Here is a 24,852-nt window from a genome sequence, read left to right on the forward strand (position 1 = left end):
ATAACAAGTTCCAGTTTCCAATTGTCGTAAAGATGACGTGGTGTATCTGGAACCTGGAACCTGGAATTTTATATAATTATGGCAAAAGCACAAAATACAAAAGCTGCAGCTAGCAAGAAAAGGGTAGTTAAAGTAGATAACTACGGTGATGTTCACATTTCTGCTAGTTTCAACAACATTATCATCAGCATTACCAACAAGCAAGGACAGGTAATCTCCTGGTCTACTGCTGGTAAAATGGGCTTCAAGGGTTCTAAGAAGAACACTCCATATGCTGCCCAGCTGGCTGCTTCCGATGCTGCTAAAGTAGCACTGGATGCTGGTCTGAAAAGAGCAGATGTTTTTGTAAAAGGTCCAGGAGCAGGACGTGAGAGCGCAATCCGTGCAATCGCTAACTCCGGTATCGAAGTGACTATGATCAAGGATGTGACTCCGCTGCCACACAATGGTTGCCGTCCTCCTAAGAAGAGAAGAGTATAGTATCTATATAATATACTGAAGATTTTCGAAAGTGGATAGCTGAGAGGAAACTCTCACTGCCCACTTTCGATTTTCTAATTCAGAAGTTTTAACAAACAAGTGGGTATATGATCGTGTTTAAGATTTTTTAAAGATCATATATCGTAACTAAAAAATCTAGTAACAAAATGGCAAGGTACACAGGACCAAAGACCAAGATCTCCAGAATTTTTGGAGAGCCGATTTTAGGTAACGGTAAGTATTTAGGAAAGAACAGTAACCCTCCGGGTCAGCATGGTGCAACCCGTAAGCGTAAACAGCTGGGTGAATACGCACTGCAGCTGCGTGAAAAACAGAAAGCTAAATACACTTATGGTGTATTAGAGCGTCAGTTCGCTAACCTGTTCGTTGAGGCAAACCGTCGTAAAGGCGTTACCGGTGAAGTATTGATCAAATTACTGGAAGCTCGTCTGGATAATGCAGTATTCCGTATGGGTATTGCTCCTTCCCGTCCTGCTGCACGTCAGCTGGTGTCTCACAAGCACATCACTGTAAACGGTCAGGTAATGAACATCCCTTCTTATCAACTGCAACCAGGTGATATCATCGGACTGAAAGAATCTGCTGCAACTAACACCGCAATCACCAGCAACATTCGTGGTAAAAACCCTAAGTTTAGCTGGTTGGATTGGAACGAGAAAGAACTGAAAGGTACTTTCATCGCCTATCCTGAAAGGGAAGCAGTTCCTGAGAATATCAAGGAACAGCTGATCGTAGAATTGTACTCTAAATAATAACAATACTTTAGCCGTTAGCGAAGCATCGTCGGTTATCAATATAAGTTTCTTATATTGGTATCTAATGATTGCCTGCTGACGGCTATTGGCAGTTTTACATAAACATTTAAACTTAACATATCAATGGCAATTCTGAATTTCCAAAAGCCTGATAAGATCGTTTTGCAAAAGTCAACAGACTTTGAAGCTCAATTCGAATTCCGGCCGTTAGAACCGGGTTATGGGGTGACTGTAGGTAACGCGCTTCGTCGTGTCCTGTTGTCATCACTGGAGGGTTATGCCATTGTGGGAATAAAGATAGAAGGAGCAGACCACGAGTTTGCAACTTTAAAAGGAATTACCGAAGACGTAACTGAGATCATCCTGAACCTGAAACAGGTTCGTTTCAAAAGGATCGTAGAGAATGAAGTGAGCAACGAAAAGATCCAGATCTCTATCAAAGGTAAGACCGAGTTCCGTGCTGATATGATCGAGAAAGCTACCAGTGCTTTCCAGATTATGAATCCTGAGTTACTCATCTGCACACTCGATCCATCCTCAAAGCTGGATATCGAACTGACTATCGGTAAAGGCCGTGGTTATGTGCCTGCTGAGGAAAACAAACCAAAGGATGCAGTATTCGGCTACATCGCCATCGACTCTATCTTTACACCTATTAAGAATGTAAAGTATAGCATTGAAAATACCCGTGTGGAGCAGAAGACTGACTACGAGAAACTGATCATGGAAGTGATCACTGATGGTACCATCCACCCGGAAGAAGCTGTTAAACAAGCTTCCCGCATCCTGATCCAGCACCTGATGATCATCACTGATGAAAATATCAGCTTTGATACGAAGGATACTGAGAAAGAAGATGTGGTTGATGAACAAACACTGCAACTGCGTAAGATCCTGAAGACACCACTGGAAGATCTGGATCTGAGCGTACGTGCTTTCAACTGTCTGAAAGCTGCTAAGATCAACTCCCTGAGCGAACTGGTACAGTACGAACAGGAAGAGCTGATGAAGTTCAGAAACTTTGGTCAGAAATCCCTGAGCGAAATCGAGCAGGTACTGAACGAAAGAGGTCTGCATTTCGGTATGGATCTTTCCAAACTGAAACTGGACGAAGAATAGTCTAAACTACTTTATAACATAAGTACTCTGTAATTCCTGACACGGTACAGAGGAATCTAAAATCACAATGTCATGCGTCACGGTAATAAAGTGAACCACTTAAGCAGAACTGCTTCTCATCGTAAAGCCCTGTTATCTAACCTGGCTATCGAATTGATCAATCACAAACGTATCACCACCACCCTGGCGAAAGCTAAGGCGCTGCGTGTTTATGTTGAACCTCTGCTGACAAGAGCAAAGGACGATTCTACCCACAACCGTAGAATTGTGTTCAGCTACCTGCAGAACAAAGAAGCGATCAAGGAAATCTTTGGTGCAGTAAGCGAGAAAATCGCAAACCGCCCAGGTGGTTATACCCGTATCATCAAGCTTGGCAAACGTGTGGGCGATAATGCTGAAACTGCACTGATCGAACTGGTTGATTTCAACGAAATCTACGGTGGTAAAGTGGAAGAAAAAGCAGCTCCTGCGAAGAAAACCCGTCGTGCCGGCGGTGCTAAGAAGAATGATGCAGCGGCAACTGCAACTGAAGAGAAAACTGCTGAGTAATTAGCATATAGTATCTGAAGATAATGAAAGAGTCCCGGGAGTAATCCCGGGATTTTTTCATTTGTAGAATAGGGGACGACCTCTGGCAGCTGTCGTATTATTCAATTAATTAATTAAATTATTTTGTAATATTGCTAACAGGACAACTAACCATAATCTCAGAAACCTATGATTTATTTAAAGTGCAACGCCTGTGCTCACCACAACCCGTCACGCTCTGAATTCCTTACATTTTGCGAAAAATGTGGCAAAAAGATAGAGAACTGTTTCTCTAACTGGAAACAAAAACGTCCGGAAGGGGATTTTGAAGCATTCCAACAGGAAGTTGGCATCTATGTGAAGGAAGAAGAACCCAAAGAAAGCCTCAAAGAAAGATATATCAAATGGGCCGGCAGGCGGGGAGCGCTTGTATCCCTGATTCTCGTAATAGGTCTTGCTGCAGTAGCCGGGGGCTATTTCGGCAAGAAAATGGTCATAAGCATCATCTACCCTAAAATAGATAAGTCATGGCTCTATTCGACCTGGGAAACTGTTGTTATTGGCCGCCAGGCGGTCGAAATCAGTACGCCAATGCACCTGGGTGTCAGCGACCAGCCACTGACTCCTGAACTGGCTCCGCTGGTCGAATATGCCAAAAGCTACCGTAACCGCTCGGAGGAAGGGATGCAGGTTATGGTAAACATGTTCAGCTTCCGGACTAACATTTCGAACGATCTGGAACTTGCAGCTACTACCGCTGCGAATGAAATGCAGAAAGAAGACGCTATCTCTGATCTGAAATATACGACCAGCCACATTACACAAAGTGGTATGGATGCATTGTTGCTGCAGGGTACCTATAACTACAAAGGTTCCCTTCGACTCGCATTTTATGACCTGCTGGTGAACCGTGGACAACACCGTTGGGAAATTGGAATTAGGTACCGCGATGATGATAAAAATGCATCTACGGCCGCATTACGTATCATAAAATCGATACATATTAAGTAACTGCTGAGGTGGGCTAAGAATTAATCCGTGTTTTTCGCAATTCTTAAGCTATTATTCAATAACTTTGCACGATTTTTTAAAAAAGAATAATAAGCAATGCCTCAGACAAGATCAATCCAGCCTGCGATATTACTGTTAGAAGATGGAACAGTATTTCAGGGAAAAGCTTTTGGTAAAATAGGCACCGCTTCCGGTGAGCTGTGTTTTAATACTGGTATGACGGGATATCAGGAAGTATTTACCGATCCTTCCTATAAAGGGCAGGTCCTTATCATGAATAATTGCTATATCGGTAATTATGGGGTGAAAAAGGATGATGTAGAGAGTGAAAGTGTGAAAATTAATGGCTTGATCGCTAAGAACATTGCATACAATTACTCCCGTCCAATGGCGGATGGTTCTCTGGAGAATTTCCTGAATGAGAATAACCTGGTTGCTATTTACGATGTAGATACCCGTGCGCTGGTATCACACATCCGTAGCCAGGGTGCAATGAACTGTATCATTTCTTCCGAAATACTTGACGTAGATCAGCTGAAAGCTAAGCTGAAGGAAGTACCTTCAATGGAAGGTCAGGCCCTCTGCAAGGAAGTGTCTACCAAAGAGGCTTATAATGTAGGCGATCCTAACGCTGATATCCGTATAGCAGTACTGGACAATGGTGTAAAGCGTAATATGCTGAAATGCCTGTCTGACAAAGGTGCTTACCTACAGGTATTCCCTACAGATACTCCATTTGAAGAGTGCGAAAAATTCAAGCCGAATGCTTACTTTGTATCCAACGGTCCTGGTGATCCGGCGCCGCTGAAATATGCAGTGGATACAGTGAAGAAAATTCTGGCAGCAGAAAAACCAATGTTTGGTATCTGTCTGGGACATCAGTTGCTGGCACTGGCCAACGACATCCCTACTTATAAAATGCACCACGGTCACCGCGGTCTGAACCATCCGGTAAAGAACCTGGCGACCGGTCGTTGCGAAATCACTACCCAGAACCACGGTTTTGCGGTAGATCCTAAGGCAATAGCTGCCAGCGAGCATGTAGAGGTAACACACGTAAACCTGAACGACGAGTCAATCGAAGGTATCAGGATTAAGAACAAACCTGCATTCTCCGTACAGTACCATCCGGAGTCAACTCCTGGTCCGTATGACAGCCGTTACCTGTTCGATGACTTCTTTACCATGATTAAGAAGCACATGTAAGATTAGTTTGTATGTAGAATATGACCAAAAGGCGGTCCGGCTATGTCCGGGCCGTTTCTATTTGTGCTAAAATACTGGTTGAAAAGAAAGGGGCTTTTGCACCATGCAAAAGCCCCTTTTTATTGAGTGAGATATAAATAGTATTGATTATCAATAGTTTAAATGGATATAGGACAAAAAAATACGGCTCCGTGAACGGAGCCGTTTGCCTTTATAAATTCCACGTTATGAAAAACTGATACAAAAATACGGTATTTTGCTAAAACGTTTTAGTTTTCTTCAAACTTTTTTACAGAAATCTGAAAATTTCTTTTTTCTGTAGTCGCAACACCTTTATGTTGACGGAGTAAAGTTCGGTTGATAAAAACGTTCGGAAAAATTTCTAAGGTTAAATTTATGCTAAACCACGAGTTTCACTATCCTCTACTTTCTTTCTCTATCCCGTCGTTCACAATTCAAATATACGAACTAAATTGAAGAATCCAACATTTTTTATAGAAATATTGCACATTCTGTTTAAAAAAGTGTACATATATTTTTTCTTAATGTAAAAAAGAGGCTGTTTGGGCCTCTTTTTCTATTTGTGAAAAGAAATTCTATTATATAGAATTTTATATAATATATCTATTGCCTGGCTTCAGCCATTGTTTCCTGTGCGACTTCGGTGCGACCTGGATAAATTTCCAGGGCTTTTCTTAAACAGATCATCGCCTGACGGATATCATCGGTATTAATGACATAGGCGAGTCTTACCTCATTACGGCCTAAACCTGGGGTTGCATAAAAACCGGTAGCTGGTGCCAGCATCAGTGTTTTGCCTTCGTAATCGAAGCTTTCCAGCAGCCACTGGCAGAATTTATCGCTGTTATCGATCGGCAGGCGGGCCATGGCGTAAAATGCGCCTCCCGGATTAGGGCAAAACACGCCTGGGATCTCGTTGAGCATGCTCACCAGCAGATCTCTTCGGCGAAGGTATTCTGCCTTAATCTCCCAGAAGTAGTTGAGTGGCAGGTCTACGGCAGCTTCACCTGCAATCTGCGCAAAGGAAGGAGGGCTTAATCTTGCCTGAGCGAATTTCATAACTGAATCCAATACCCGTTGGTTTTTAGTTACCAGGGCGCCAATACGGCCGCCGCAGGCGCTATAACGCTTGGATATGGTATCCATCAGGATGACATGTTGCTCCAGCCCCTCCAGCATCATGGCGGAGAAATGATCTCCTACATAGCAGAACTCCCTGTATGCTTCGTCAGAAAAGAGGTACAGGTCATACTTCAAACACAGTTGTTTCAGTACGTTCAGTTCTTCATGGCTGTAAAGATAGCCGGTGGGGTTGTTGGGATTACAGATCATCAGCGCTTTGGTGCGAGGCGTGATGGCTTTTTCGAATTCCTCCATGGCTGGCAGTGCGAAACCGGATTCGATGGAAGATGTGATGGTAGTGACTGTTACACCTGCTTCTGTAGCAAAACCATTGTAGTTTGCATAGAAAGGTTCAGGTACCAGTACTTCATCGCCCGCATCCAGGCAGGCCATAAATGCGAACATAATGGCTTCAGAGCCACCTGTGGTGACAATAATCTGCTGATGGTTTAGATCAATACCAAATCGTTCATAATAAGTCACGAGTTTGCGGCGGTAGCTTTCGTTTCCCGCGCTGTGACTGTATTCAAGAATTTTGAAGTCTGAATGGCGTACCGCATCCAGAACCTGTTTTGGTGTTTCAATATCGGGTTGGCCGATATTCAGGTGGAATACCCTGGTCCCTTTTTTCTTAGCAGTTTCTGCGTAAGGGACAAGTTTTCGGATGGGAGAAGCAGGCATTTCCTCACCTCTCTTGCTAATGGTAGGCATATATTGTGTTTGATTGCGTATACAAAGGTAGTGGATTCGCAGATGCTGATGGTTGGATAAAAATATGGTATGCAGATAGAGCCTGGCAGCAAAAAAAAAGCCTTACAATTTTAAAAACTGTAAGGCTTAATAAGTTATACAACGGGGGCCGTTGCAATGGCAGTACAAATTAGTTTTCAACTTGGCCTGTCAGGTGCAGTTCTTTATCCTGATCTACTCCCTTAACTTTTACCCAGATAGTTTTGTTCTGTGTACCTACACTATTTGCGCTGTAACCTGCAGTAATCTTACCTTTTTTACCAGGCAGGATTGGTTCTTTGGTCCAGGTTGGAGTAGTACAACCACAGCTTGCACGTGCAGTTTCAATGATAACTGGTTCTTTGCTGACGTTGGTGAATTCGAAATCAACGGAAACTGGTTTGTTGAACTTAGTTTTACCGAAGTCAATGGTTTCTTTCGCAAATTTCACTTTACCATCAACAGGATTTGCTGGTGTAGTAGTCTGAGATTGAGCCCAAAGAGCAGTAGTTAACAACATGCTCGCAAATAGGGATAAGATAAACTTTTTCATTTGATATAATGTGGTTTAAGACGATTGGTTAAAAAATGATCACCGTTTCGTAAGTAACAAATTTACAGCCAAAAATAACGCTTCAATAGAGAATTTATTAAAATCTTATTAAAAAAATTCTAATTATTTTACCTGATACATTTACAATCATTTCTCACTTGTATTTTATACCTTACTTTTGTGACATATACAACGAGGCATGATAGAAAACAATGAACTAACTATGAATACGGAAAGCCGGCTGTCATTCGAGGAATTTCGGAAAGAAGTACTTGAGGATTACCGCCTGGCCTGCGAAAGCAGAGAAGTTAGTCTGCTGGCCCGTAAGGAAGTCCTTACAGGTAAGGCCAAGTTCGGTATATTCGGAGATGGAAAGGAAGTGGCTCAGGTAGCCATGGCCAAATATTTCCAGCCAGGAGATTTCCGCTCCGGTTACTACCGTGATCAGACGTTTGCTTTCGCCAGTGGTATTGCCACTCCTGAGCAGTTCTTCTCACAGATGTATGCAGATCCCGACCTGGCCAATGAGCCATTTTCGGGAGGCCGACAAATGAACTCGCATTTTACCACGCCTAACCTTGGTAAGGATGGAAATTGGTTGAATCTGACAGAAACAAAGAACACCGCAACAGACATGTCGCCAACTGCAGCCCAGATGCCACGGGCCCTTGGTTTGGCATTTGCCTCCAAATTATTCAGGGATGTAGAAAGCCTGAAGAATATGGAAGGGTTGTCAAAGAATGGAAATGAGGTATGTTTTGCTACAATCGGTGATGCATCCACATCAGAAGGCCACTTCTGGGAGACCATGAATGCGGCAGGTGTATTGCAGGTACCGTTAGCGGTATTTGTATGGGATGACGGGTATGGTATTTCCGTACAACGTAAGTACCAAACGACTAAAGACTCCATCAGCGTTGCGCTGGAAGGCTTCCGTAAAACAGAAGACTCCAACGGCTTTGATATATATAATGTAAAAGGGTGGGATTATGCCGCCATGTGTGAAGTATTTGAAGCGGGGATCCGTAAGATCAGGGAAACTCACATTCCTGCCTTATTCCATGTGGAGGAGCTGACTCAGCCACAGGGCCACTCTACCAGTGGTTCGCACGAGCGTTATAAAAGCAAGGAGCGACTAACCTGGGAAAAAGAATTTGACTGTAATCACCAGATGCGCCTGTGGATACTGGAAAACGCACTCTCTGACGAAGCTACCCTGGCAGAAATAGAGGCGAAAGCCAAATCTTTTGCACAGGAATCCCGTAAGAGTGCATGGGAAAAGTACATCGCGCCTATCCGCAAAGAGGTACAGACCATGTTGGGATTTGGTCAGGCAGTAGCTGCATTGCCACAGGCAGATACAGCAATTGTGAATAACCTGCTGCAGGAGTTGCAGAATAACAGGGAGCCCTGGAGAAAGGACATCCTGAGAACTGCTGCTAACATCCTGTTCCGTCATAGGAATATCAAGGCACCGGCTATCGCTGCCCTGAAAACTTACTATGAGGACCTGCTGAGCCGCGAAAAAGAAAATTACAACTCCTTCCTGCATGCTACAGGCGTGAATTCTGCACTGAATGTACCTACAGTACCGGCAGTGTATGATGAAGATGCGGTAAGCATAAACGGATACGAGATCCTGAACAGATATTTCGATCAGCTGATTGGTAGTAATCCTAAAGTTTTTGCCTTTGGTGAAGACGTAGGTAAAATTGGTGATGTAAATCAGGGTTTCGCCGGTTTACAGGCAAAACATGGCAATAAGCGGATCTTTGATACCGGTATTCGTGAGTTAACGATCATGGGGCAGGGTATAGGAATGGCATTGCGTGGTTTACGACCTATTGCTGAAATCCAGTACCTCGATTACCTGCTCTATGGCCTGCAACCATTGAGTGATGATGTAGCCAGTCTGCAATACCGTACAAAAGGAATTCAGGCATGTCCTATCATCGTTCGTACCCGTGGTCACAGACTGGAAGGCATCTGGCACTCCGGTTCACCAATGAGCATGATCATGGGTGCCCTGAGAGGTATGCACATGTGTGTACCACGTAACATGGTGCAGGCGGCAGGTATGTACAATACCCTGCTGCAGGCAAATGAGCCGGCCCTGATGATCGAATCTCTTAATGGCTACCGCCTGAAGGAAAAACTGCCTAACAACCTGGGTGAGTTTACCGTACCATTGGGCGTACCGGAAGTGATAAAAGAAGGGACAGATATCACCATCGTGTCTTACGGCTCTACTTTGCGTATTGTAGAAGAAGCGATGCAGACACTGGAACAGCTGGAAGTATCAGTTGAACTGGTGGATGTACAGACATTGCTACCTTTTGATATCAATCATAAGATCCTGGAATCACTGAAGAAGACGAACAGGATCCTGTTTGTAGACGAAGATGTACCAGGTGGTGGTACCGCTTATATGTTCCAGCAGGTAATTGAAGGTCAGGGTGCTTACCGCTGGCTGGATGTGGCCCCACGTACATTGAGCGCACAGGCCCACCGCCCTGCATATGGCTCTGATGGGGATTACTTCTCCAAGCCAAATGTGGAAGATGTAGTGAGAGTAGTGCTGGAAATGGTGGCTGAATAAATAAAGTAATTGAGCTTAAAATACGAACGCAAGGCAGTAAAAGGCCTTGCGTTTTTGTTTGGTATCGTTGTAGGTTTAAGAAATGACAAGTAGTACAGGTACAAATATGATAAATAGTTTTATAATATTTATTATTCCGGCAAAAGAAATTCCTAATTGAGCGAAACAGGACAATTAAGTTAGGATTACTAATGTTTAAACATTTTTTTCTGTAAGTATGTTATAATTCTGTAGTGAGTGATACTTAATATATTAGACATTGATTTTTTCTTAGTCATCAGGAATGAATAAAATGAATGTTTGAAAATCAGCGCGCAGGATATAAATTGTATTGTATTTTTTTAGAGGGCGAATTGAACAAGCACCACGTTACGATAGGTTAATAGTAATTAAATTATTTAATTATCAACCCAAATCCATTTATGAAAGCAGGAGTACTGTTAGTTGAAGACGATTTGTTTTTTGCCAAAGTGGTAAAAAGCCATTTAGAAAAAGCCGGGTATGATGTGACACATTGTGCCAATGGCGAAGAGGGCTGGGCAACTTTTCAGGAAAAGCCCTTTGACATCTGTCTGTTGGATGTGATTATGCCAGGCATGGATGGGTTTACCCTGTGCCGGGAAATCCGCGACAAGGATGAGAACGTACCAATCATTTTTGCTTCCTCCAGATATATGGAGCAGGATAAGCTGAATGGCTTTGAAGCTGGTGGAGACGACTACCTCGTGAAACCTTTCAATATGGAAGAGTTGCTCTGCCGTATGGAAGTGTTTATGAAGCGGAGCCGTCTGTTACAGCATGACAAGCAGGTGGTGTTCACCCTTGGTTCGCTCATGTTTAATTACAGCGAATTCAAAATATATCATCAACCAACCAATACCAATATCAATTTACCGCCTAAGGAGGCTGAGCTGCTCAAGTATCTCTGTGAAAATGCGAATAAGAAGCTGAAGAGAGAAGGAATTCTGCTCAGTGTGTGGGGAAATGACGACTTTTTCACCGGCAGAAGCATGGATGTATACCTGACGCGTATCAGGAAGCATTTTAAGCTGGATGGTACCATTAAACTGGAAACCATACACGGGAAAGGGTTAAGGTTACTGACCGAACCAGAAAAGGTTGCTGAAAAGCTTTAAAAAATGAAAAGGGTCTGCTACGAGAGACCCTTTTCATTTTATGCAAAGATTGCAATTATTTCAGTGTGTGAAACACCTGCTGAACATCATCATCCTGCTCCAGCCTGTCAATCAGTTCCAGCACTTCTTTCGCCTGCTCTTCATTCAGCTCGGTAGTAGTGGTAGGGAGTCGTTTTAATTCAGCACTGATAGGAATGATATTTCTATCTTCCAGTGCTTTGGACATGTTCCCAAATTCAGTGAATGGAGTACGCAGAATGATATTTCCCTCACTGTCTTCACCGATTTCTTCCAGTCCGGCATCAATCAGTTCCAGCTCCAGGTCTTCCAGGTTCTGCCCTTCGTTTTTAATTTTGAATTCACCCACACGGTTGAAGAGGAATCCTACGGAACCACTGTTGCCGAGGGAGCCGCCTAATTTGTTGAAGTGCATACGTACGTTAGCTACGGTACGGGTTGGGTTGTCTGTAGCAGTTTCTATCATTACAGCCACCCCGTGCGGTGCATATCCTTCGTATACAACTTCTTCGTAGTCAGTTTTATCTTTCCCCATCGCGCGCTTGATGGCAGCTTCTACGCGGTCTTTGGGCATGTTTACACCCTTCGCATTCGCGAAGCACCTGCGGAGGGCTGGATTATTATCAGGATCAGGACCTCCCGCTTTTACGGCTATCGCGATTTCCTTGCCTATCCTGGTAAACTGCTTTGCCATCCTGTCCCAGCGGGCAAACATGGTATGTTTTCTTACTTCAAATATCCTTCCCATATTGGGTAATGTAATTAGTTATTAAGAATAGAGACGCAAATTTAATGGAAAAGGCCGGAAAAACTGAATTTCCCGGCCCCTTCCTGCTTATACTTGGAGAATATTTTATTACTACATTTTTCTGATGTTGCTGTTCTTGACACTATATCCGAAATAGATAATGAAGCCAATCAACAGCCATACCAGCAGTCGTAACCAGTTTTCCCAGCCAAGGCTGAAAATCATAGCCAGGCAGAACAACGCACCCACGATAGGCACAACCGGTACCCATGGAGTTTTGAATTCACGGGGCTGATCAGGATCTGTTTTACGCATTACGATCACCCCAAAGCATACGAGTACGAAGGCAAACAGGGTACCGATACTTGTCATATCACCTACTACGCTATCCGGAACGAATGCTGCGAACAGGGATACGAAAACAAAGAACATAGCCTGTGACCTGTACGGTGTACGGTATTTAGGATGCAGTTCAGCAAAAACTTTTGGTACCAGACCATCGTTGGCCATGGAGTAGAATACACGGGTCTGACCAAGCAGCATAACGAGGATAACTGAGGAGAAACCAGCCAGGATTGCCACTGTTACAAATGTAGACAGCCAGCCGTACCCAATCATGTATTTGTCAATTACGTAAGCTACAGAGGCTTCACCACCTTCTTTCACGAAGTCCTGATAAGGAGCGATACCTGTCAGCACGTAAGAGAAGAGGATATATAAGGCTGTACATACGAACAGGGAAACCAGGATACCTATTGGCATATTGCGCTTAGGATTGACTGTTTCCTGTGCAGCAGTAGATACCGCATCAAAACCAATGAAAGCAAAGAATACAACACCAGCACCCCGAAGAACCCCTGATATACCGTGGAACCCGTAAGCAGAATAATCGATCACTGTACCATTGTGCATGGTAACGGTACCGGCATCAGCAGGGATCATGAATGGCGTATGGTTAGCCGGGTTGATGAACTGCCAGCCAAGAATGATGATCAGGATTACGATGGCTACCTTAGCGATAACGATAATGTTATTCACCATGGCAGAACCTTCGATACCCCGTATGAGCAATAAGCTCAGGAGCAGTAATATGAATATAGCAGGGAGGTTCATGATACCATGTGCTCCCGCATCAGAAACTTCGAATGGACTGTGACACCATTCGTAAGGAATGGTCCATCCGACTGTCTTTTCCAATAGCTTATTCAGGTATTGCGCCCATCCTATGGCTACGGTAGCGGCTCCAAGTGCATATTCCAGCACAAGATCCCATCCGATGATCCAGGCGACAAATTCACCCATGGTAGCATAAGAATAGGTGTAAGCACTTCCGGCGATAGGGATCATAGATGCAAATTCTGCATAGCATAAACCTGCTAATGCACAACCTGCAGCTGCAATAATAAAAGAGAAGATTACTGCAGGTCCGGCGTGTTGTCCGGCAGCAGCAGCAGTTCTTACAAAAAGGCCTGCTCCAATGATGGCGCCAATGCCCAATGCAATCAGGGAACCTGCACCCAGCGTGCGTTTAAGTCCTTTGTCCGATTCAGATGCTTCTGATAATAAAATGGAGAGAGGCTTTTTTACAAAAAGTTTGCCCATACTGTATGTCTATTGTGGTTGACGTTTGAATGGTTTAGTAATTTGTTGTTTCAAATCATTACAGATCGCCAAATATAGGCATCAATTTTATAAAATGACACACAACTTTAGATGAACAGCGTTATTTTTGAGGGATTTTTATCACTTTAAATAATTTACTAATACAAAAAGCACCGCTTCATGAAGAAAACCAACCGCCTTACCTTGTATATTTTTTTAGCAATGGTACTGGGGATATTGACAGGTTATTTGGTGAATATTGCTTATTCGGGTAAAGATGGTGGGCAAGCTACTATTGGAAAGTTCGTAGAAAACATATCGATACTGACCAGTGTTTTCCTCCGCCTGGTTAAAATGATTATTGCTCCGCTGGTATTTACCACGCTGGTAGTAGGAATCGCCAAGTTAGGGGATATTAAGGCCGTAGGCCGTATTGGAGGAAAGACCATGTTATGGTTTATTACAGCTACTTTCGTTTCCCTGTTTCTGGGATTGATCCTGGTAAACATATTGAAACCTGGTGTTGACATGCACCTGGTAGATAAACATGCGGATACCGGTATTAAAGCGGCAGATATGACCCTGAGAGGTTTCTTCGAGCATGTGTTTCCGGATAGCGTAGTAAATGCAATGGCACATAACGAGATCCTGCAGATTGTAATATTTGCATTGTTCTTTGGTGTGGCTACAGCAGCAGTAGGGGAACTGGGCCAGATTGTGATCAAGTTCCTGGATAGCGTAGCACATATCATGCTCAAGGTAACCGGGTATGTAATGAACTTTGCACCATTTGCCGTATTTGGCGCTATGGCTGCCACGATTGCAGAGAAGGGGGCCGGGATACTAAAAACCTACGGTATATTTATCGGTGAGTTCTATTTGGGGCTTGGAACCCTGTGGCTTGTATTGGCAGGGGTAGGTTGCCTGATATTGGGTAAGCGTGGTTTGGATCTCCTGAAAAGAATCAAGAATCCGGTATTGCTGGCGTTCAGTACTGCCAGCAGTGAGGCTGCGTATCCTAAGGTGATGGAAGAACTGGAAGGGTTTGGTGCTGACAATCGTATTGTGAGCTTTGTATTGCCATTGGGTTATTCTTTCAACCTGGATGGTTCTATGATGTATATGACCTTTGCTAGTCTCTTTATTGCACAGGCCTATGATATGCACCTGGGCATCGAGCAGCAGTTTTCTATGTTGCTGGTATTGATGATCACCAGTAAAGGGATAGCCGGTGTCCCAAGGGCGTCGCTGGTAGTGATAGCAGGCACCCTGTCTATGTTTAAGATTCCGGACGAGGGATTATTGCTGCTGCTGGGAGTAGACCACCTGCTGGATATGGGCCGTTCTGCTACCAATGTAATTGGAAATGCGATGGCGACTGGCGTAGTATCAAAATGGGAGGGTGCACTGGCGGAGCCAGGAACTAATCCTTAACTATAACATAGAGATAACGTTTAAATCCTTATTTTGCTTCCGCGGCGATTCCGCAGGGCAAGACCTTAAATTAGTGGAGATTATACAAAACATATGGACCAGTTTTTAGAACTATTCAAGCACCTTATTAACCCGGCATGGATCATTGAGCATGGTGGATTGTACCTGTTATTGATTATCATTTTTGCAGAAACGGGCCTGTTTGTAGGATTCTTCCTTCCCGGCGATTCACTGTTATTCCTTGCCGGATTTTACGGTACTATGTTGAGCGATAGTTTTTATAATACGCCTTTGGTTGTGATAATGACGATGGTGGCGGTTGCCGGTATATTAGGAAATGCGGTTGGTTTCTGGATTGGCCGGAAATCGGGACCTTTGTTATTTAGTAGAAAAGATACCCTCTTCTTTAAAAAGAAGCACTTATACCAGGCCAAGGAATTGTATGACAAGCATGGCGGCGGGGCTATTTTCCTTGCCCGCTTTATGCCGATTGTCCGCACATTTGCTCCGATAGTTGGGGGTATTGTACAGATGGACAAGAAGAAATTCATGTTTTACAACATCGTCAGTTCATTTGTATGGGTGTTTTCCATGATGCTGGCGGGTCATTACCTGGGTAAAGCATTCCCTGGGCTACAGAAGCACCTGGAACTGATCATTATTATACTTATACTTATTACCACATTGCCTGTTTTAATAAAATTATTTTTCGGTAAAACGAAGCACCATGCGCCACCGCATGCGGATGTGAATGAATAATTATCTTTAAAATCCTCATGAAACCAGACTCGAAAAATTCCACCATCTTCAATGTTGCCGTATTGGTGGCATCATTGGGTTATTTCGTAGATATCTACGACTTATTACTATTTACCATAGTACGGGTGCCCAGCCTGAAATCACTGGGTGTTCCACAGGATGAGATTGACAAAGGTATCGGCGTGTGGCTGATGAATATCCAGATGATAGGGCTGCTGTTAGGCGGTATCATGTGGGGCATCATTGCTGATAAGAGAGGACGGCTCCGGGTATTATTCGGTTCTATTCTTTTGTATTCAGTGGCCAATATTGCCAATGGCTTTGTACAGACTACAACGGCGTATTCCTTCTGGAGGTTTGTAGCTGGGGTAGGTCTGGCTGGTGAACTGGGAGCTGGTATAACCCTGGTAGCAGAAATCCTGCCCAAGGAAAAAAGAGGCTATGGTACGATGATCGTAGCAACCGTTGGGGTTTCCGGTGCAATAGCAGCAAATCTGATTGCAAAGCTGGTACCTGACTGGCGGTATTGTTATTTCATTGGTGGAGGGTTGGGATTAGTGTTGTTATTACTGAGAATCAGTGTGATGGAATCTGGTATGTTTCATGCGGCAGCTACGGACAATTCGGTAAAGAGAGGGAATATATTTGCGCTGATTAACAACCGGGAGCGGTTTATTAAATACCTGAAATGTATCATGCTGGGAACACCCACCTGGTTTGTGGTAGGGGTATTGATAGCTTATTCCAATAAGTTTGCGGTAGAAATGGGGGTGAAGGACCCGATAGCGCCTGGCGATGCTATTGCCTTTTGTTATGCGGGCCTGGTATTGGGCGACTTTGTCACGGGCTGGGTGAGTCAGTTGTGGAAAAGCCGGCGAAAGGTCATGATCCTGTTCCTGTTACTCACCATCGTTTTTACGGCTGTCTACCTCCATCAATCGGGCACCAGCCAGACATTCTTCTTCACGATTTGTTTCTTACTTGGCTTCAGTGTCGGGTTCTGGGCGATATTCGTAACGATAGCGGCAGAGAGTTTTGGTACGAACCTGCGGGCCACGGTAGCGATTACGGTGCCTAACTTTGCGAGGGGGATGCTGGTGTTGATCACGATACTTTTTGGCTGGTTACAGCATTCTTTCAGTTATCTGACCAGTGCAGGAATCGTGGGCCTGATTACGATAGGCTTAGGGTTACTGGCATCTTACCTGGTGCCGGAGACATTTGGAAAGGATTTAAATTACATGGAGACCATCTAAAACAAGATTAGTTGATAAAAAAAAGTCCGGATGTACTGAGTATCAATACTCACTCATCCGGGCTTTTTTCATTTTTAATACCTCATCAGGATCTTATCTAACAGTAAGTTCAGTTGTTTCGCTTCTTCTTCAGTAAGCGACAGGTTCAGAGAATCTTCCAGGGCGGGAAGGTCTACATCGACTTCATCGAGCAGTGAGAGCCCTTTGGGAGTGATCATGACATCTACAGCACGACGGTCAATTTCGCTTGCTTTTCTTTCTACCAGGCCAGCTTTTCTTAGGCGTTCCACGAGGCGGGAAACGTCGCTCATTTTGTCCAGCATCCTTTCTTTCAAAGTATTGATATTGGCCGCTTTAGGATATTGTCCCCGCAAAATGCGAAGGATGTTATACTGCTGCATGGTGATGTCAAACTTTTTAAAGAAGTGCTGGTGACGGGAAACCAGCCAGTTACCTACGAAGATGAGACCTATTAACCCTTTGTTATACTCGCTGGACCAACTTTTTTGCGAGATCAGTTTTTCTATATTTGACATAAGTGCGCGTATATCGGCTTAAAAATACGATAATTCAATTATGTATAGGGAATGGAAAATAAACGGGGGCACTTAATTGAGTAGTTAAAAATAGAGAGAGCGTATCAAAAATAAATAAACCTCCTCAGAAGGGATTAAAGGATGACCTATCTCCATTAGGTACCCGACGAATAAAAACGAGGCCGTATCTTACTTAAGATACGGCCTCGTTGATGATTTGTGGTTTTGGCGGAAGGCCAATTTTAAGATGTTAATAAGTGGAATCAGGCTACAACTTTCATATTGTCAAGTACATCCATCACTTCTTTTACGTGATCAGCGGAGGTTTTAAGCAAATTTGTTTCGTCTGGGTCCAACTGTAGCTCTATAATTTTTTCGATACCATTTTTACCCAGTATCACGGGTACACCGAGATAGATATCTTTGAGGCCATATTGTCCGGAGAGCCATGCGCAGCAAGGAAAGATGCGTTTTTCGTCTTTCAGTATAGCTTCTACCATCTGGGCGGCTGCGGCGCCGGGTGCGTACCATGCGGAGGTACCCAGTAGGTTTACGATTTCGCCACCACCTACTTTGGTGCGCTGGATGATGGCTTCGAGTTTGTCGGGGGCTACCAGTTCAGTGACAGGAATGCCTGCTACAGTGGTGTAGCGGGGTAGGGGAACCATAGTATCGCCATGACCGCCCATGAGGATAGCTTGAATGTCTTTGGGAGAGCAGCCAATTTCTTCGGCGAGGAAGGCACGGTAGCGGGCGGTATCGAGGATACCGGCCATACCGAATACTTTGCTGCTGTCTTTGCCGGCAGTGAGGTAAGCGCAATACGTCATTACATCGAGTGGGTTGCTAACTACGATGATAATTGCATCAGGGGAATACTGGGAGATATTCTCTGTTACAGACTTTACGATATTGGCATTGGTGTTGATCAGGTCGTCGCGACTCATTCCTGGTTTACGGGGGAGTCCCGACGTAATCACCACCACATCGCTACCGGCTGTCTTCTCATAGTCATTCGTCACCCCCGATATCCTGGTGCTGTAATAGTCAATGGGCGACTGCTGCCATGTATCGAGCGCCTTCCCTTCAGCTGTTCCCTCCTTAATGTCCAATAACACGACTTCCTGTAAAAAATCTCTGTGGGCCAGCACATTAGCGCAGGTTGCACCTACATTGCCAGCTCCTACAACAGTAACTTTCATCGTATACTTTTTATTTTGGTGAAGAATATGAGGATGAATAAATGTAACTAATGCCCGCTGAAGCAGATTTGCAGGCTACTTCAGGAGCTCGGCGAGTTCTTCGATCTTCGCGGTACCTTCAAAACCTTTTACAAACTGACCTTTCTTATCATATACGAAGAGGCCGGGGAAGTAGTGGAGGTTGTAGAAATACATGATCTGGCGGGTGGGTTCGCTGCCCATCGTAATGTTCGGGTAGTTCTTAATATTATAATGGTCATAATATTCTTTCATCAATTCCCGTTTGAACGGGGTCACCATCAGGATCTGAGCTTTTTTGAACTTGTCGATGTTTTTGAGCATTTCTTCTGTCAGGTGCTTGCAATGGTCACAGTCTACACTGAAAACAAAAATCAGGGTTTTGACGTTCTTTTTCAGGTTCTTTTTAGTTATTACCTTTCCGTCAGGGAGGGTAAACTCAAAGGCGGGTGGTGTTGGAAACTGCAGGTAAGGAGGTTGGTCCTTGGCTGCAGTAGCGGTAGTTTTGTTGGATTGTGCATTCATCAAGGCTGGCAGACATAACAATAGTACGATCAGATAGTGCTTCATATAACTCTTTGATTTGAAAAAATATTACAGCTAAAGGTATCGAATTTAAGCATACGTAAAAGTGCCATTTACATGACTGGAAGAACCAGCCTCATACACTGAAATCAATGTTATTCTGGCCTTAAATTGGCTTAAAAAGGACTCAAAACGCTTACTTTTCCACTTTTTTATAAAAAAATTACTAGATTACCTTCCCTTACACTATGTTTGCATTCCTAAAAAAAATAATAGGTAACAGTAGGTCTCTAAATACACTAAAACAAATTAGGAAGCAACGGGTTTTGGGTTTTGCCAGAATGATTACTTTTGCAATCCTTAACGTAAATTTTTAACTTTAAATTAAGTATCCTTTTTATGGCTACCACTGCAGATATCAGAACAGGATTGATAATAAAGCTGGAAAACAGCCTTTATTCTGTTGTAGAGTTTGGTCAGAACAAAACAGCCCGTGCCGCTGCTAAAGTTTGGGCAAAACTGAAGGGTGTTGATAACAGCCGTTCCATCGAGCATACCTGGAACTCCGGTGATACTATCTACCCTGTGCGTGTTGAGAAGAAAGCATTCCAATACTTATATCAGGACGATAGTGGTTACAATTTCATGGATAACGAGACATTCGAGCAGATTGCTTTACCAGCAAGTATTATCGATGCACCTCAGTTCCTGAAAGAAGGCCAGGAAGTAGGAGTTAGTATTAATACGGAAACCGACCAGCCAATGAGTGTGGAATTACCGGATAAAATCGTGGTGAAAGTAACGTATTCTGAGCCAGGTTTGAAGGGGGATACAGCTACTCGTACGCTGAAACCTGCTACTGTAGAAGGTGGTGCAACCGTGAATGTTCCTTTGTTCGTAAATGAGGGAGAACTGATCAGAGTAAACACCAAAACGGGTGATTACATTGAGCGTGTAAAAGAATAGTTTTAGTCCATCCAATTATATATCTACTTCAAGCATTTCTAAACCAAAAACTGTCTACATGGATTTTAAACAGATTCAGGAGCTGGTCAAGATGGTCAACAAATCCAACATCAGCGAACTGAGCATTGAGCAGGACAAGTTTAAGATTACAATAAAGCAAAAGGATAACGAAACTCAGCAGGTGATTGCAGTGCCAACTATGGCAGCACCTGTACAGGCAGTTCCTCAGGCAGTTGCTGCTGCGCAGGTTCCTGTATCAGCTCCGGCTGCTGACGCGCCAAAACCAGCTGCTGATGTAAAAGCAGACAACCTGGTAACCATTAAGTCTCCTATGATCGGTACTTTCTACCGCAGCCCTGGTCCTGATAAACCTTTCTTTGTAAATGTAGGTGATGAGGTATCCGCAGGTAAAGTGGTATGTATCATTGAGGCAATGAAGCTTTTCAACGAGATTGAAAGTGAGGTAAGTGGTAAAATCGTGAAAATACTGGTAGATGATGCATCTCCTGTAGAATACGATCAGCCTCTGTACCTGGTAGAACCATAAAATTGTTAGTTAAAAGGTTGGAATATTATGAGGTATTGTAGGGATTCCCCTGCTTCATATTGTTCCAACCTTTTAGGCTTATTAACTTTTTTCTTTAACCTATCGAAAAAACATGTTTAAGAAAATATTGATTGCCAACCGTGGAGAGATCGCCTTGCGTATTATACGTACCTGTAAGGAAATGGGCATCAAAACGGTGGCTGTTTATTCTACTGCTGACAAGGATAGTCTTCATGTGAAGTTCGCGGATGAGGCGGTATGTATAGGCAAGCCGCAGAGCAGTGAATCATATCTGAATATCCCTCACTTAATGGCGGCAGCTGAGATCACTAATGCGGATGCAATCCATCCGGGTTATGGATTTTTGGCAGAAAATGCACGTTTTGCAGAGATCTGTGGAGAACACGGCATTAAATTTATCGGACCTACTCCGGAGATGATCCGTAAGATGGGAGATAAAATGACTGCTAAAGAAACCATGATTGCAGCAGGTGTACCTGTTATTCCGGGTTCCGGCGGGTTATTACAAAGCCTGGAAGAAGCAAGAACACTGGCTAAAGAAATGGGCCTTCCTATCATCCTGAAAGCAACTGCTGGTGGGGGTGGTAAAGGTATGCGTGTAGTTTGGAAAGACGAAGAGCTGGAGAATGCCTACAACATGGCAAAAAATGAGGCCCGTGCGGCATTTAATAACGATGGTATCTACATGGAGAAATTCGTGGAAGAGCCAAGACATATTGAGATCCAGGTAGCTGGTGACCAGTATGGTAAAGTATGTCACCTGAGTGAGCGTGACTGTTCTATTCAGCGTCGTCACCAGAAGCTGGTAGAAGAGTCTCCTTCTCCGTTCATGACGCCTGAGCTGCGTGAGAAGATGGGTGAAGCGGCTATCAAAGCTGCATCAGCGATCAATTACGAGAGCGTAGGTACCATTGAGTTCCTGGTGGATAAGCACAGGAATTTCTACTTCATGGAAATGAATACCCGTATCCAGGTAGAACATGGTGTAACTGAAGAGGTGATCAATTTCGACCTGATTAAAGAGCAGATCAAGATTGCAGCTGGTATTCCTATTTCAGGGAAGAACTATATGCCGGAGATGCACGTAATTGAGTGTCGTATCAATGCGGAAGATCCATACAATGATTTCCGTCCTTCTCCTGGTAAGATCACCGTATTGCATATTCCAGGTGGTCATGGTGTGAGAGTAGATTCTCATATCTATGCAGGCTATGTAATTCCTCCTTATTATGATTCAATGGTAGCTAAGCTGATTACGATCGCACAGACGAGAGAAGAAGCGATCAGCACCATGGAAAGAGCACTGAGTGAGTTTGTGATTGAAGGGGTGAAGACAACCATTCCATTCCATCAGCAGCTGATGAGAGATGAGAATTTCAGAAAAGGTAACTTTACAACTAAGTTTACAGAGACGTTTAAGTTAGTGTAATATATTTTTATTAGCCAGGTCCCGGTAGTACAAACTGCCGGGATTTTTTTATGCCCCCCAACCTCCTTAAAACACAAAGCCCCGGGTAAATACCCGGGGCTAATCATACACCAAAACAATCTTACGGTTTTATCGCAAGAAAAGCAGCTCTCTGTACTTAGGCAATGCCCATTGTTTGTCATCTACCAGGAACTCCAGTTTATCGGAGTGGTATCTGATCACATCAAAGTACGGCTTAATTTTTTCACAATAATCTATAGCTTTCTGGCGGCTGTCAGTAACTTTGTTAGCTACTTTGCGCGCTTCAATCATAGCCTGTACATTCTCACTGATGACGTTAACATGTTCGGCTATTTTGTTAGCAATCTGCGTTTGCGCCTTAACAGCTGCATCGCCTAAACCTATTTCTTTCAGACCACGGATGTTAGTGATCAAACTATTCATATAGGTGATTGCTGAAGGCAGGATCGTGTTGGTAGCCAGGTCGCCTATAACACGGGCTTCGATCTGTACCTTCTTCACATAGTCTTCGAGGAGGATTTCATGACGTGCATGCAGTTCCTTCTCTGTGTAGATACCTACTTCTGTGAACAGTTTAGTAGATTTCTCAGTTACGAAAGCATCCAGGGCCTGAGGAGTAGTTTTTACATTTGGTAAACCTCTCTTCTCGGCTTCTTTTTCCCACTCTTCGCTATAACCGTCGCCTTCGAATAAAACTTTTTCCGAATCTACAATATATTTTCTAAGAGTTTGCATAATCGCAATCTCTTTTTTCTCACCTTTTTCAATCAGGGCATCCACTTCAACCTTGAAGGTAGCGAGGGTTTTAGCCACGATAGTATTCAGCACTGTCATTGCAGAAGCACAGTTAGCAGAAGAACCTACAGCACGGAACTCGAACTTGTTACCAGTGAAGGCAAACGGAGAAGTACGGTTACGGTCGGTGTTGTCCAGCATCAGTTCTGGAATGTGACGGTGCAAGTCGAGTTTCAGGATAGCTTCATCCTGCTCATCGAACTTGTTGCTTACGCGGGTTTTCACTTCCTGCAGTACATCGTACAGGTATTTACCTGAGAATACGGAGATGATTGCCGGAGGTGCTTCGTTAGCGCCCAGACGGAAATCGTTGCTTGGAGAAGCGATAGAAGCTCTCATCAGGTCAGCGTAGTCATGAACAGCCTTGATCGTATTAACGAAGAAAGTCAGGAACATCAGGTTGGTCTTTGGAGTCTTACCAGGAGCCAGCAGGTTAACGCCGGTGTCGGTAGCCATAGACCAGTTATTGTGTTTACCTGAACCGTTGATACCAGCAAATGGTTTCTCGTGCAGCAGGCATTTCAGTTTGTGACGTTTAGCAACCTTGTTCATCACGTCCATGAGCAGGGAGTTGTGGTCAACTGCGATGTTCACTTCTTCGAAGATAGGCGCACACTCAAACTGAGAAGGAGCTACCTCGTTGTGACGGGTTCTCAAAGGAATACCCAGTTTGTATGATTCCAGTTCGAAATCACGCATGAAAGCGTAAGCACGCTCTGGGATAGAACCAAAGTAATGGTCTTCCAGCTGCTGACCTTTGGATGGTGCATGACCAACTACGGTACGGCCAGTCATAACCAGGTCAGGACGAGCGTTAGCCAGGTTTTCGTCAACCAGGAAGTATTCCTGTTCCCAACCGAGGGTAGGAGTAACTTTGGTAACGTTTTTATCGAAATAGTTACATACGTCTACAGCAGCTTTGTCGATAGCAGATAATGCTTTCAGCAGAGGTGCTTTGTAGTCCAGTGATTCACCGGTGTATGAAACGAATATAGTAGGAATGCAGAGTGTCTTACCAAATCCCTGTTCCAGGATGAATGGAGGGGAGGAAGGATCCCATGCAGTGTAACCACGCGCTTCGAATGTAGCACGCAGACCACCATTAGGGAATGAAGAAGCATCAGGCTCCTGTTGTACCAGAGCGTCGCCGTCAAATGTTTCCAGCGGGGTACCATCACTCTTCAGGGTGAAGAAAGAGTCATGTTTTTCAGCAGTAGTACCAGTTAATGGTTGGAACCAGTGTGTGTAGTGGGTAACACCTTTTTTCATTGCCCAGGCTTTCAGACCAGATGCGATCTGCTCAGCCATTTTACGTTCGATTTTGGTGCCAGCCTTAATTGAGTTCATCAGGCTCTTGTAAGCCTCATCACTCAGGCTTTCCCGCATTGCTTTTCCTGCGAATACATTGCTGCCGAACACTTCGGTGATCTTAGTACCGGTGAGTGCTTCGGATGTGATTTTGGAATCAACGCCAGAAAGGTTTTCCAGCGCGGTGAAGCGTAACGATTGCATGCTGTAAATAATTTTACACAAAAGAACGCTGTTGTGCTTACATAAGCAAGAATTAAATTGATTTTAACTAAAAAATTACATTTTTAGGTTATAAAGGTTAATTATTTTGATTTTTGGTCAAAAAAATGGGGGCGAGTAATACTTAAACTGATGTATTTAAAAAATAGTAATGTGTTAAAAGGG

Annotated in this window: 21 protein-coding genes and 1 pseudogene; 14 read left to right on the forward strand and 8 right to left on the reverse strand. The window is 43.9% G+C overall.

The window, feature by feature from the left end:
* The first annotated feature begins 78 nt into the window (after nt 1–78).
* The 6 genes and pseudogenes from rpsK to carA all read left to right on the forward strand — a co-directional run bounded on the left by rpsK (nt 79) and on the right by carA (nt 5,120).
* Nucleotides 79–480: a 30S ribosomal protein S11 gene (gene rpsK, locus SIO70_RS09370; RefSeq protein WP_072360630.1), complete on the forward strand. Its 402-nt coding sequence runs from the start codon at nt 79–81 to the stop codon at nt 478–480.
* Between the two features lie 167 nt (nt 481–647).
* Complete coding sequence (gene rpsD, locus SIO70_RS09375; RefSeq protein ID WP_083721001.1) at nt 648–1,253, forward strand: 30S ribosomal protein S4; 606 nt, start codon at nt 648–650, stop codon at nt 1,251–1,253.
* A 126-nt stretch (nt 1,254–1,379) separates the two neighbouring features.
* Nucleotides 1,380–2,375, forward strand: a complete 996-nt coding sequence (locus tag SIO70_RS09380) for a DNA-directed RNA polymerase subunit alpha (protein WP_083720999.1) — start codon at nt 1,380–1,382, stop codon at nt 2,373–2,375.
* A gap of 72 nt (nt 2,376–2,447) precedes the next feature.
* Nucleotides 2,448–2,828, forward strand: a pseudogene (gene rplQ / locus SIO70_RS09385) (50S ribosomal protein L17); the annotation flags it as partial.
* 264 nt (nt 2,829–3,092) lie between these two features.
* The gene (locus SIO70_RS09390) at nt 3,093–3,914 is read left to right on the forward strand and encodes a hypothetical protein (protein WP_320580626.1); all 822 of its coding nucleotides are present in this window, start codon (nt 3,093–3,095) and stop codon (nt 3,912–3,914) included.
* A gap of 96 nt (nt 3,915–4,010) precedes the next feature.
* Nucleotides 4,011–5,120 (forward strand): glutamine-hydrolyzing carbamoyl-phosphate synthase small subunit, encoded by a 1,110-nt coding sequence (carA, locus tag SIO70_RS09395; protein WP_320580627.1) that lies wholly within the window; start codon nt 4,011–4,013, stop codon nt 5,118–5,120.
* Between the two features lie 624 nt (nt 5,121–5,744).
* On the opposite strand, the gene SIO70_RS09400 is transcribed toward carA, so the two are convergent.
* On the reverse strand, nt 5,745–6,974 hold the full coding sequence (locus tag SIO70_RS09400) for a pyridoxal phosphate-dependent aminotransferase (RefSeq protein WP_320580628.1): 1,230 nt from the start codon (nt 6,972–6,974) through the stop codon (nt 5,745–5,747).
* 169 nt (nt 6,975–7,143) lie between these two features.
* Nucleotides 7,144–7,545: a DUF1573 domain-containing protein gene (locus SIO70_RS09405; protein WP_083720988.1), complete on the reverse strand. Its 402-nt coding sequence runs from the start codon at nt 7,543–7,545 to the stop codon at nt 7,144–7,146.
* A 199-nt stretch (nt 7,546–7,744) separates the two neighbouring features.
* Here SIO70_RS09405 and SIO70_RS09410 point away from each other — a divergent pair, with 199 nt between their 5' ends.
* On the forward strand, nt 7,745–10,144 hold the full coding sequence (locus SIO70_RS09410; RefSeq protein ID WP_320580629.1) for a thiamine pyrophosphate-dependent enzyme: 2,400 nt from the start codon (nt 7,745–7,747) through the stop codon (nt 10,142–10,144).
* A 422-nt stretch (nt 10,145–10,566) separates the two neighbouring features.
* The gene (locus SIO70_RS09415) at nt 10,567–11,280 is read left to right on the forward strand and encodes a response regulator transcription factor (protein ID WP_320580630.1); all 714 of its coding nucleotides are present in this window, start codon (nt 10,567–10,569) and stop codon (nt 11,278–11,280) included.
* 55 nt (nt 11,281–11,335) lie between these two features.
* On the opposite strand, the gene SIO70_RS09420 is transcribed toward SIO70_RS09415, so the two are convergent.
* Nucleotides 11,336–12,046, reverse strand: a complete 711-nt coding sequence (locus tag SIO70_RS09420; RefSeq protein ID WP_083720982.1) for a YebC/PmpR family DNA-binding transcriptional regulator — start codon at nt 12,044–12,046, stop codon at nt 11,336–11,338.
* Nucleotides 12,047–12,157: 111 nt separating this feature from the next.
* Entirely contained in the window at nt 12,158–13,648 is a 1,491-nt protein-coding gene (locus SIO70_RS09425) for an amino acid permease (RefSeq protein WP_320580631.1), read from the reverse strand.
* A 180-nt stretch (nt 13,649–13,828) separates the two neighbouring features.
* Here SIO70_RS09425 and SIO70_RS09430 point away from each other — a divergent pair, with 180 nt between their 5' ends.
* From SIO70_RS09430 to SIO70_RS09440, 3 genes are all read left to right on the forward strand, one after another.
* On the forward strand, nt 13,829–15,082 hold the full coding sequence (locus SIO70_RS09430) for a dicarboxylate/amino acid:cation symporter (protein WP_320580632.1): 1,254 nt from the start codon (nt 13,829–13,831) through the stop codon (nt 15,080–15,082).
* 93 nt (nt 15,083–15,175) lie between these two features.
* On the forward strand, nt 15,176–15,841 hold the full coding sequence (locus tag SIO70_RS09435; protein WP_320580633.1) for a DedA family protein: 666 nt from the start codon (nt 15,176–15,178) through the stop codon (nt 15,839–15,841).
* 17 nt (nt 15,842–15,858) lie between these two features.
* Entirely contained in the window at nt 15,859–17,097 is a 1,239-nt protein-coding gene (locus tag SIO70_RS09440) for an MFS transporter (RefSeq protein ID WP_320580634.1), read from the forward strand.
* Between the two features lie 74 nt (nt 17,098–17,171).
* On the opposite strand, the gene SIO70_RS09445 is transcribed toward SIO70_RS09440, so the two are convergent.
* The 3 genes from SIO70_RS09445 to SIO70_RS09455 form a co-directional block, all read right to left on the reverse strand.
* Nucleotides 17,172–17,633 carry a MarR family winged helix-turn-helix transcriptional regulator gene (locus SIO70_RS09445; protein WP_320580635.1) on the reverse strand — a complete coding sequence of 154 codons (462 nt, stop codon included), beginning with the start codon at nt 17,631–17,633 and terminating at the stop codon, nt 17,172–17,174.
* A 263-nt stretch (nt 17,634–17,896) separates the two neighbouring features.
* Entirely contained in the window at nt 17,897–18,835 is a 939-nt protein-coding gene (gene mdh / locus SIO70_RS09450) for a malate dehydrogenase (protein WP_320580636.1), read from the reverse strand.
* Between the two features lie 75 nt (nt 18,836–18,910).
* Nucleotides 18,911–19,423 carry a TlpA family protein disulfide reductase gene (locus tag SIO70_RS09455; RefSeq protein ID WP_320580637.1) on the reverse strand — a complete coding sequence of 171 codons (513 nt, stop codon included), beginning with the start codon at nt 19,421–19,423 and terminating at the stop codon, nt 18,911–18,913.
* A 354-nt stretch (nt 19,424–19,777) separates the two neighbouring features.
* Here SIO70_RS09455 and efp point away from each other — a divergent pair, with 354 nt between their 5' ends.
* The 3 genes from efp (at nt 19,778) to accC (ending at nt 22,341) form a co-directional block, all read left to right on the forward strand.
* Nucleotides 19,778–20,344 (forward strand): elongation factor P, encoded by a 567-nt coding sequence (gene efp, locus SIO70_RS09460; RefSeq protein WP_320580638.1) that lies wholly within the window; start codon nt 19,778–19,780, stop codon nt 20,342–20,344.
* A gap of 58 nt (nt 20,345–20,402) precedes the next feature.
* The gene (gene accB, locus SIO70_RS09465) at nt 20,403–20,891 is read left to right on the forward strand and encodes an acetyl-CoA carboxylase biotin carboxyl carrier protein (protein WP_320580639.1); all 489 of its coding nucleotides are present in this window, start codon (nt 20,403–20,405) and stop codon (nt 20,889–20,891) included.
* Nucleotides 20,892–21,003: 112 nt separating this feature from the next.
* Nucleotides 21,004–22,341, forward strand: coding sequence for an acetyl-CoA carboxylase biotin carboxylase subunit (accC, locus tag SIO70_RS09470; protein WP_083720959.1), 1,338 nt, complete (start codon nt 21,004–21,006; stop codon nt 22,339–22,341).
* A 129-nt stretch (nt 22,342–22,470) separates the two neighbouring features.
* Here the strand turns inward: accC and SIO70_RS09475 are convergent, their stop codons facing one another.
* Nucleotides 22,471–24,669 carry a glutamine synthetase III gene (locus SIO70_RS09475; protein ID WP_320580640.1) on the reverse strand — a complete coding sequence of 733 codons (2,199 nt, stop codon included), beginning with the start codon at nt 24,667–24,669 and terminating at the stop codon, nt 22,471–22,473.
* Between the last annotated feature and the right edge of the window lie 183 nt (nt 24,670–24,852).

It is taken from the genome of Chitinophaga sancti (assembly GCF_034087045.1).
Lineage (GTDB): Bacteria > Bacteroidota > Bacteroidia > Chitinophagales > Chitinophagaceae > Chitinophaga > Chitinophaga sancti_B.

Excerpts from the sequence above, each read along its gene's own strand:
- SIO70_RS09410 (WP_320580629.1), top strand. The coding sequence starts at position 7,745 with ATGATAGAAAACAATGAACTAACTATGAATACGGAAAGCCGGCTGTCA.
- SIO70_RS09430 (WP_320580632.1), top strand. The coding sequence starts at position 13,829 with ATGAAGAAAACCAACCGCCTTACCTTGTATATTTTTTTAGCAATGGTA.
- efp (WP_320580638.1), top strand. The coding sequence starts at position 19,778 with ATGGCTACCACTGCAGATATCAGAACAGGATTGATAATAAAGCTGGAA.
- SIO70_RS09390 (WP_320580626.1), top strand. The coding sequence starts at position 3,093 with ATGATTTATTTAAAGTGCAACGCCTGTGCTCACCACAACCCGTCACGC.
- rpsK (WP_072360630.1), top strand. The coding sequence starts at position 79 with ATGGCAAAAGCACAAAATACAAAAGCTGCAGCTAGCAAGAAAAGGGTA.
- SIO70_RS09455 (WP_320580637.1), bottom strand. The coding sequence starts at position 19,423 with ATGAAGCACTATCTGATCGTACTATTGTTATGTCTGCCAGCCTTGATG.
- SIO70_RS09440 (WP_320580634.1), top strand. The coding sequence starts at position 15,859 with ATGAAACCAGACTCGAAAAATTCCACCATCTTCAATGTTGCCGTATTG.
- rpsD (WP_083721001.1), top strand. The coding sequence starts at position 648 with ATGGCAAGGTACACAGGACCAAAGACCAAGATCTCCAGAATTTTTGGA.
- SIO70_RS09420 (WP_083720982.1), bottom strand. The coding sequence starts at position 12,046 with ATGGGAAGGATATTTGAAGTAAGAAAACATACCATGTTTGCCCGCTGG.
- SIO70_RS09475 (WP_320580640.1), bottom strand. The coding sequence starts at position 24,669 with ATGCAATCGTTACGCTTCACCGCGCTGGAAAACCTTTCTGGCGTTGAT.
- SIO70_RS09425 (WP_320580631.1), bottom strand. The coding sequence starts at position 13,648 with ATGGGCAAACTTTTTGTAAAAAAGCCTCTCTCCATTTTATTATCAGAA.
- SIO70_RS09405 (WP_083720988.1), bottom strand. The coding sequence starts at position 7,545 with ATGAAAAAGTTTATCTTATCCCTATTTGCGAGCATGTTGTTAACTACT.
- SIO70_RS09445 (WP_320580635.1), bottom strand. The coding sequence starts at position 17,633 with ATGTCAAATATAGAAAAACTGATCTCGCAAAAAAGTTGGTCCAGCGAG.
- SIO70_RS09415 (WP_320580630.1), top strand. The coding sequence starts at position 10,567 with ATGAAAGCAGGAGTACTGTTAGTTGAAGACGATTTGTTTTTTGCCAAA.
- SIO70_RS09380 (WP_083720999.1), top strand. The coding sequence starts at position 1,380 with ATGGCAATTCTGAATTTCCAAAAGCCTGATAAGATCGTTTTGCAAAAG.
- mdh (WP_320580636.1), bottom strand. The coding sequence starts at position 18,835 with ATGAAAGTTACTGTTGTAGGAGCTGGCAATGTAGGTGCAACCTGCGCT.
- accC (WP_083720959.1), top strand. The coding sequence starts at position 21,004 with ATGTTTAAGAAAATATTGATTGCCAACCGTGGAGAGATCGCCTTGCGT.
- SIO70_RS09435 (WP_320580633.1), top strand. The coding sequence starts at position 15,176 with ATGGACCAGTTTTTAGAACTATTCAAGCACCTTATTAACCCGGCATGG.
- accB (WP_320580639.1), top strand. The coding sequence starts at position 20,403 with ATGGATTTTAAACAGATTCAGGAGCTGGTCAAGATGGTCAACAAATCC.
- carA (WP_320580627.1), top strand. The coding sequence starts at position 4,011 with ATGCCTCAGACAAGATCAATCCAGCCTGCGATATTACTGTTAGAAGAT.
- SIO70_RS09400 (WP_320580628.1), bottom strand. The coding sequence starts at position 6,974 with ATGCCTACCATTAGCAAGAGAGGTGAGGAAATGCCTGCTTCTCCCATC.